The 9,088-nt window shown below is 33.0% G+C and carries 8 protein-coding genes; 7 read left to right on the plus strand and 1 reads right to left on the minus strand.

Features of this window, described 5'->3' with window-relative positions; translation table 11 throughout:
* The first annotated feature begins 340 nt into the window (after nt 1-340).
* Both I6U48_RS10420 and I6U48_RS10425 read left to right on the plus strand, forming a co-directional pair.
* The gene (locus tag I6U48_RS10420) at nt 341-1,282 is read left to right on the plus strand and encodes a 3-hydroxyacyl-CoA dehydrogenase family protein (RefSeq protein ID WP_218320356.1); all 942 of its coding nucleotides are present in this window, start codon (nt 341-343) and stop codon (nt 1,280-1,282) included.
* A 36-nt stretch (nt 1,283-1,318) separates the two neighbouring features.
* Complete coding sequence (locus I6U48_RS10425; protein ID WP_218320357.1) at nt 1,319-1,615, plus strand: hypothetical protein; 297 nt, start codon at nt 1,319-1,321, stop codon at nt 1,613-1,615.
* A gap of 219 nt (nt 1,616-1,834) precedes the next feature.
* On the opposite strand, the gene I6U48_RS10430 is transcribed toward I6U48_RS10425, so the two are convergent.
* Complete coding sequence (locus tag I6U48_RS10430; RefSeq protein WP_218320358.1) at nt 1,835-3,001, minus strand: iron-containing alcohol dehydrogenase; 1,167 nt, start codon at nt 2,999-3,001, stop codon at nt 1,835-1,837.
* 420 nt (nt 3,002-3,421) lie between these two features.
* On the opposite strand from I6U48_RS10430, the gene I6U48_RS10435 reads away from it, so the two are divergent.
* The 5 genes from I6U48_RS10435 to I6U48_RS10455 all read left to right on the plus strand — a co-directional run.
* Nucleotides 3,422-4,672, plus strand: a complete 1,251-nt coding sequence (locus I6U48_RS10435; protein WP_218320359.1) for a DUF362 domain-containing protein — start codon at nt 3,422-3,424, stop codon at nt 4,670-4,672.
* 277 nt (nt 4,673-4,949) lie between these two features.
* Complete coding sequence (locus I6U48_RS10440) at nt 4,950-6,137, plus strand: thiolase family protein (protein WP_218320360.1); 1,188 nt, start codon at nt 4,950-4,952, stop codon at nt 6,135-6,137.
* Between the two features lie 33 nt (nt 6,138-6,170).
* Nucleotides 6,171-7,622 (plus strand): 4-hydroxyphenylacetate 3-hydroxylase family protein, encoded by a 1,452-nt coding sequence (locus tag I6U48_RS10445; protein WP_218320361.1) that lies wholly within the window; start codon nt 6,171-6,173, stop codon nt 7,620-7,622.
* Nucleotides 7,623-7,670: 48 nt separating this feature from the next.
* On the plus strand, nt 7,671-7,961 hold the full coding sequence (locus tag I6U48_RS10450) for a NifU family protein (protein ID WP_218320362.1): 291 nt from the start codon (nt 7,671-7,673) through the stop codon (nt 7,959-7,961).
* Between the two features lie 11 nt (nt 7,962-7,972).
* Nucleotides 7,973-9,088 (plus strand): acyl-CoA dehydrogenase (locus I6U48_RS10455; RefSeq protein WP_218320363.1); only part of this gene is annotated, 1,116 nt, incomplete at its 3' end.

A 9,088-nucleotide genomic window follows, 5' to 3' on the forward strand; every position in this document is an offset into this window, starting at 1 on the left:
GTTAAAAGTCATTTAGACTTTTAACCAATCAAATCTTCTAAGCTTTTTCAAAAATATGAGCTAAGACTTGTAGCAAAAGTATTTAAATGTGTCTTCCAGAATGTAAATATATCCCTGCGTATAAGTTAAGTGTCTGGTGTGGTTATCTATAAGGGGATGTGATAAAGTCCATTTTATATATTAAGACATGGAAATTGAAAAAGTTGAATGCATTGATATTGATGGATTTACTAAATGTAAATTTTTGTTTAATCACACCCTTCTATAGTGCGATAGCTCCTATAATAATTAAATTTTAAAAATATGTTTATTGTTATAAATGATATGAGAGGTAAATAAAATGAATAAGGAAAAAATAAATGTTTCAGTATTTGGACCAGGAACAATGGGTTCAGGAATTGCTCAATTATTTGCAACAAAAGGCTTTAATGTTAAGGTTTATGTTCGTAATGAAGAAGAACTAAGAGCACTTGAAATAATACCTAAAAATTTGCAAATATTAAAAGACAATAATGTTATAAGTGAGTCTGAAATACCTGAGATCATGTCAAGAATAGAAACTACAGAATCCTTTGAAGAGGCTGCAAAATCTGCTGATATAGTTTTTGAGAGTATTATTGAGAATTTGGAGATTAAACAGGATTATTTTGCAAGATTGGATGAGATATGTGGACCGGATACAATTCTTGCTTCAAATACTTCGGTAATAAGTATTACTGAAATTGCTGAAAAATCAAAGAATAAACAAAGAATTATTGGAACTCACTTTTGGAATCCTCCATATATAGTTCCATTAATAGAAGTGGTTAAGACAGAATATATTTCAGAAGATGTTGTTGAACGTACGGTAAAAATACTTGAAGATGCAGGAAAAAAACCTGTAGTTGTTAATAAAGATGTTCCAGGATTTTTGGCAAATAGACTACAGCATGCTCTTTTTAGAGAAGCTATCTCTATTATTGAAAATGGAATAGCAGATGCTAAAGCGGTTGATGATTCAATAAAATATGGCTTTGGTTTAAGAATTCCTGTAACCGCTCCTATGGAAGTTATAGATATGGGAGGGATTGATCTCACCTATGCTATCCATTCCTATCTATTTAAGCATTTAGAAAATTCAACTGAGCCATCACCTCTTCTTGTGGAAAAGCTTAATAAAAAAGAATTGGGATTTAAAACTGGTTTAGGATTTCAAAAGTGGACTAAAGAAGATCAAGAGGCTTCAAGAAAAAATTTAATTGAAAATTTAATTAAGGTGGCAAAAACTCTTGATCGCTTATAAAACAAGTGAAAAATAATTTGATACAGGAGTAGTAATATGAGTGATGAAAATATTAAAATAGTTCATGATAATAAAATTAAAAGCTGTGTTAGAATATTTGAAACGAAAGAAGAATTATTTGAATTATTCAGCGATGAGTTTATGAAAAAATATACTAATCTTGATTCCTTTGAAGCATTTACTTTTTCAGGTGCTGTATTTATAGACTGGCAGGCTAAAGTTATAATGGGAAGCAGAGAAGCTTTTGATTGTTGTGTGAAAGGAAAAACTCAGTTTAACACATGGGAGGAAATGTACCGTAAGGCAGTTCAATTCAGAAGTAATCTGGATTGATTATTAATATAGAATATTTAAGAATATGTTTTGTGAGAGTCAAAAATTTGATGTATGAAATCAGAAAATATAAATTTATAAATAGGCCCAATAGTGAGTAAAATGCTTTCTATTGGGTTTTTATAAATTAATAAGTAAAGTTGTTATAATCCCAGTAGAGAGCAAAGTGCTTTTTACTGGGATTATAGTTTAATATTTTTAAGGGATAATTTATTTTTATTAGTATGCCAGTTTATATATTTCAATTAAGTCTTCTTTATACAAGCGGACAAATCCCAAACCTAAATATCCTAGACCATTATCTACTGCTTTCTCAGCCATCAATTCAATTTGATCTGACGAAATTCCAGCCTCAGATAACTTAGTTGGAATGTTAAGCGAATTGAAGAAGTCTTCTGTGGCCTTAATACCTTGGCAAGCAGTTAATTCAGGATCCATATTGTTTTGCTCAATTCCCCAAATACTCTCGGCAAATTTGCAAAAGCGATTAATATCATGCTTATATACATATTTTGCCCAAGCTATTATTGCAATTGCTAGTGATGCACCGTGTGTTACGTTATATAATGCACTAAGTTGCAATCCGATACCATGGCATGCGAAATCACCTACAGATCCAAGCATATCATTATGAGCTATGCTTGAAGCCCACATTATTTCAGAACGGGCTTTGTAATTTTTAGGCTCTCTAAGAGCTATTGGGGCATATTGAATAATGGTCTTTAAAACGGCTTCAAACATTTTATCTAATAGATAAGATTGAGGCTGATCTACAAAATATCTTTCCCAGACATGAGCCATAATATCTATACAGCCTGCTGCCGTTTGATAGGGTGGTACACTAAAAGTCAGCTCAGGGTCCATTATTGCAAATACAGGTTTCAGTAAATCATTTTTTATATGACGCTTACTATGGATAGCTTCATTTGTAATTACTGCAGTAGAATTAGTTTCACTTGCAGTTGCGGGAATAGTTAATATAACACCAATTGGAATTGCTGACTTAGGAGTGGCTTTATTAATAAAAAAATCCCATACATCTCTGTCATAGGGGATACCTAAGGAGATTGTTTTAGCAGAGTCTATAACACTTCCGCCTCCGATTGCTAATATAAAGTCAATTTTGTTTGAACGACAGATATCAATACCCTCTTTGCTTTTACTAAGCAATGGATTAGGCTCAACTCCTCCAAGTTCAAAGAAATTTATACCTTGATTTTTCATTGATTCCACTACAATTTCAAATAATCCGCTTTTTTTAATTCTTTCACTCCCATAATGGATAAGTACTCTTGTTCCATTTGTTTTAATATAATCTCCAATTTGATTTATCTTACCTTTTCCAAAGTGTATCTTTGTTGGTAGGCTAAATTCGAAGTTATTCATTATTGACGCCTCCTAAATGAAAATTTTTAAAATGAATTAAGCATGTCAATATAATTTATCAAGCAATATGCATGCCAATACATATTGCGCTGAAAAAAACATATAAAGTTTTAATATCAAAGAAAATAAATTAGATAATACAAATTTAAGATAACTTAAAAAGCGTTTTATGAATCTATAAACTTCTTGCAAAATTGCAATGCTATTGAAATTATGCAATGTTATTTTTTTAAAAGGTGTTTAAAATATCATTGTTTATGAGGGATTATGGTAACTTAAACTATTTTTATTTATTGGCATGCTACTTGCTTAAATATAAAAGTAGATAGTTTAAAAATATATTATTTTAGATGAGTAAAGGAGGAGAAAGAGCTAATGATTCTTTGATAGATATATCTTAGGTGTTAGCTTGAAAAAATTATGGAAAAAAAATCAATTGTAGCAATAGCAAAAGATTCTAGTATTGAACTAATGGTTAATCAAGTACTTGAAGAACTAGGTGGAGCTGAAAATTTAATTAGAAAGAATTCCACTGTAATATTAAAACCAAATGCAGGACACTTAGGTGCTCCAGGTACAAGTATTAACACACATCCAGAATTACTTAGATATGTTATACGTGCAGTTCGTGCAGCTGGAGCAAAAAGAGTAATAGTTGGTGAGGCAGCAGCAATTGGATGTGATACAATGGCATGTTTTGAATCAGCTGGACATGCTGCAGTAGCTAGAGAAGAAGGAGCAGAACTATATGATATTAAATCGGACAAGGATCTTATAACAGTACAAATAAGAGATGCCCGTTCTGATATAAAAAGTATAAGACTTCCAAGACTTCTATTGGAGGCAGAACATATCATCAATTTACCAATATTTAAATCTCATGCAAGCATGGTTTTCAGTTGTGCACTTAAAAATATTAAAGGTGTAGTTCAAGATAAGGTTCACTATGAAATGCATAAAACTAATCTTGCAATGGCAATGATGGATGTTTGGTCAGTAGTAAGAGCAGATCTTACAATAGCAGATTTAATTTATCCAGCTGAAGGTTTCGGACCTCACTCTGCAGTTCCACTAGATATGGGATGTGTAGTTGCAAGTAAAGACCCTGTTGCTCTCGATGCAACTGCTTGTAGAATGGTAGGTTTAGATATTAATGTAGTAGATTATTTCAAAGCAGCAAAAGAAAGAGGTCTTGGTGTAAGCGATGAAGATAAAATTATAACTAAAGGTAAGAGCATAGACGAGGTATATAAGAAAGCGTGGCTTCCATACCTTGAAAAATTTGAAACATGGCCAGAATATAACATCATGCATGAAAATTCTTGTTCAAGCTGTCAATCACTAGTTGCTTTCTCAATGGAAAAATTAAAAGCACTTGGTGAATATGAAAAAAATAAAGATGCTATCATAGTGCTTGGCGCTAAAAAGGAACTTCCAGATGTTCCAAAAGAAAGATTAATTCTTTGTGGAAACTGTTTAACAAAATGGAGAAGCAAAGGAGTTGCAGTTCATGGATGTCCTCCTTCAGAACCACATATCGCTTGGGCTGTTATAGATAGAGAAGATCAGACTGAAATTGGAGAAGGCTTCCGTGAGCGTATGGCTGCAGAAGAACCTATATGGAATGCTTATATTGATAAAATAGTTAAAGAAAAAAGAAAAGAAGAGTAAAAATATTGTAAATAATACTTAGATATAATTTTAAATTTATGCTGGTCTTACTTCTGAAGGTATTAGTAAGTCCAGCATATTATTAGTAAAATAAAATTTTTTAGAGGACAATTGAAAAAGGACAATTGACGGTGAAGGAAAATTCTTATTCCCGGCACTACAAAAGAATTGGTTTATATAAATTAGTTTTCAAATGTAAGGAAGAAAACTAAAGGAAATCCTCCTATGTCCTTTGTCAATTGTTCTCTTAACAAAATATATTTAAGGAGATAAGAAAATGAATAATGTAGTTATAGTAGCTAATTGTAGAACACCTATAGGAACTATAGGTGGAGTATTTAAAACTCTAGATGCAATTGATTTGAGTATACCTGTAATGAAGGAATTGGTTAAAAGAGCTAATTTTGACCCAGTTGAAATTGATGATGTCATTTGGGGCTGCAATTATCAAAAAACCTATAAAGAAAATAATTTGGCTAGAGTGGCAGCAGTAAAAGCTGGATTACCACAAGAAGTTCCAGGAATCACAATACACAGAAATTGCACATCCTCAATGTCTGCAATACAGATGGCTTATTATCAAATTAAAGCTGGTGAAGCAGATGTTATAATGGCTGGCGGTGGTGAAAGCATGAGCAATGCACCGCACATGATTTTAAATTATAGATGGGGAAAGAAATTTGGGCACAGTGAAATAAGAGATTCAATGTGGGATTCCTTTACTAATCTTGGAATTGGACCAGCAATGGGAGTTACTGCAGAAAATTTAGCAGAAAAACATAATATTTCAAGAGAAGAACAAGATATTCTTGCACTTACAAGTCAACAAAGAGCTATAAAAGCTATAGAAGAAGGAAAGTTTAAAGCTGAAATAGTTCCAATTGAGGTTCCAGGTAGAAAAGAAGCAGTAATTATAGATACTGATGAACATCCTAGAAGAGATACTACCTTGGAAAAGCTTGGAAAGCTAAAAGCAACCTTTATAGAAAATGGTACAGTAACTGCAGGTAATGCATCAGGTATGAATGATGGAGCAGCAGGAGTAATTCTAATGTCTGAAGCTAAAGCTAAAAAACTAGGAGTTCCTATTTTGGCAAAAATAGCAGCAGTAGCAACAACTGGTGTTGATCCAGATATAATGGGAATTGGACCAGTTAGTGCGTCTAAAAAAGCATTGAAAAAAGCAAAGCTTACATTAAAAGATATAGAGCTTTTTGAAATCAATGAAGCTTTTGCAGCTCAATACTTAGCTTGTGAAAAGGAAATGGGTTTAGACAGAAATATTACTAATGTAAATGGCAGCGGAATTGCCTTAGGACACCCAGTTGGCGCTAGTGGATGCAGACTAGTAGTTTCTCTTATAAATGAAATGAAGAGAAGAAATAATAAGTATGCCCTTGCCTCTCTTTGTGCAGGTGGTGGAATGGGTACAGCTATAATTTTAGAAAATTATAATGAAAATTAAAAAAGATTAAAATAGAAGAAGGGAAGGATAATAATGGCTTTAATGACAGGAGAGCAATATATAGAAAGTATACGTAAACTTAAACTAAATATTTATATGCTTGGAAAAAAGATAGAAAGTCCAATAGATGATCCTATACTTAGACCATCTCTTAATTCAGTAAAAATGACCTATGATTTAGCTCAAATGGAAGAGTATGAAGATTTGATGACTACAAAATCAAGTTTAACAGGAGAAAAGATAAATAGATTTTTACATCTTCATCAAAGTTCAGAAGATCTAGTGAAAAAAGTTAAAATGCAGAGATTGTTAGGACAAAAAACTGCTGCATGTTTTCAAAGATGTGTAGGAATGGATGCTTTTAATGCAACTTTTAGTACTACCTATGAAGTTGATAAATATTACAATACAAATTATCATGAGAATTTTAAAAACTTTGTAAAATATGCTGAGGAAAATGACTTAACTATTGATGGAGCCATGACAGATCCTAAAGGTGACAGAGGTTTATCTCCAAGCAAACAAGCAGATCCTGATTTGTATTTAAGAGTAGTGGAAAGAAGAGAAGATGGAATTGTTGTTAGAGGAGCAAAGGCACATCAAACAGGTATGTGTAATTCTCATGAGATTCTAGTAATGCCAACAATAGCTATGAGACCGGAAGATAAAGACTATGCTGTAGCATTTTCTGTACCAACAGATGCAGAAGGTATAACAATGATAATAGGAAGACAATCCTGTGATACAAGAAAACTTGAAGAAGATGCTGATTTAGATGTTGGTAATAAAAATTTTGGTGGAGTAGAAGCTTTAGTAATATTTGAAGATGTGTTCGTACCAAATGAAAGAATATTCTTAAATGGTGAAACTGATTTTGCAGGAATGTTAGTTGAAAGATTTGCAGGCTATCATAGACAAAGCTATGGTGGCTGTAAAGTTGGAGTAGGCGATGTATTAATAGGAGCTGCTGCATTAGCCGCTGACTATAATGGAGCTGCAAAAGCATCTCATATAAAAGACAAATTAATAGAAATGACTCATTTAAATGAAACTCTATATGCTTGCGGAATTGCTTGTTCAGCAGAAGGACATGCAACAAAGGCTGGAAATTATCAAATAGATTTATTATTAGCAAATGTATGTAAACAAAATATAACAAGATTTCCATATGAAATAGTAAGATTAGCAGAAGACATAGCTGGTGGAATAATGGTTACGCTTCCATCAGAAAAAGATTTCAAAAATCCTGCTACTGGAAGCTTATTAGATAAGTATTTAAAAGGTGTGGCAGAGGTATCCACAGTGGATAGAATGAAGATCTTAAGATTACTAGAAAACATATGCTTAGGTACTGCAGCAGTGGGTTACAGAACGGAATCAATGCATGGTGCTGGTTCTCCTCAAGCTCAGAGAATAATGATAGCTAGGCAGGGAAATCTATCTCATAAAAAAGAATTAGCTAAAGCTATAGCTAGAATAGAATAATTTTATAAGGAGTGGCTATACCACTCCTTAAAGAGTGGGTTGAAAATCATGATTGAAGATAAAATAAAAAGAGTAATTGATGAAAAAATAAAGCCTTATTTAAGAGAACATAATGGAGATATTGAAGTTATAGAAATAGAGAATAATGTACTTAAAATTAGGCTTCTAGGACAGTGCAGCAATTGTGCTTCAGCTAAATATACTGTAGAAAATTTAGTTGAAACCTGTATTAAAAAAGCAATTCCAGAAATAGATAGGGTAGAACTTGAAAGTTCCATTAGTGAAGAGATGTTAGATATGGCTAGGAAAATATTAAGTAGAAAATGCAAAGATAGATAGGAGGAAAGAATATGAATTTTACATTGACAAAGGAACAGCAATTAGTTGGGCAAATGGTAAGAGAGTTTGCAGAAAATGAAGTTAAGCCATTGGCTGCAGAAGTTGATGAAACTGAAAGATTTCCTATGGAAACTGTGAAGAAGATGGCTAAGTTTGGGATGATGGGAATTCCTTTTTCTAAAGAATATGGCGGAGCAGGTGGAGATAGTGTTTCCTATGCAATAGCAGTAGAAGAGTTATCAAAGGTTTGTGGTACTACAGGGGTTATATTATCAGCACATACTTCCTTATGTGCTTATCCAATAGAACATTTTGGAACTCCAGCACAAAAGGAGAAATATTTACCATCACTTTTAAAGGGAGAAAAAATAGGAGCTTTTGGTTTAACAGAGCCAAACGCAGGAACAGATGCAGCAGGACAACAAACTATTGCAGTTTTAGATGGCGATCATTATGTAATTAATGGTTCAAAGATATTTATAACAAATGGAGGAGTTGCCGATACTTTTGTTATATTTGCAATGACTGACAGAAGTAAAGGAACAAAGGGAATAACAGCTTTTATAATAGAAAAAGGCTTTAAGGGCTTCTCTATAGGAAAAGTTGAAGATAAATTAGGAATAAGAGGCTCTTCAACAACAGAACTTATATTTGAAGATATGATAGTTCCAGTCGAAAATATGCTTGGAAGAGAAGGAAAGGGCTTTGGTATAGCAATGAACACTCTTGATGGAGGAAGAATTGGTATAGCAGCTCAAGCCTTAGGTCTAGCAGAAGGTGCTTTTAATGAAGCTAAAGCATATATGAAGGAAAGAAAACAGTTTGGAAGATCCTTGGATAAGTTCCAAGGTTTAGCATGGATGATGGCAGAAATGGATGTTGCGATTGAGACTGCGAAGCTTTTAGTATACAAAGCTGCATATCTTAAAGATCAAGGACTTCCTTATACCGTAGAAGCAGCTAGAGCAAAACTTCACGCTGCAAATGTAGCTATGGAAGTAACTACAAAGGCTGTTCAATTATTTGGTGGATATGGATATACAAAGGATTATCCAGTGGAAAGAATGATGAGAGATGCTAAGATAACTGAAATCTATGAAGGAACATCACAGGTTCAAAAGATGGTT

This window comes from Clostridium thailandense (genome assembly GCF_019207025.1).
In the GTDB taxonomy this organism is placed as follows: Bacteria; Bacillota; Clostridia; order Clostridiales; family Clostridiaceae; genus Clostridium_AM; species Clostridium_AM thailandense.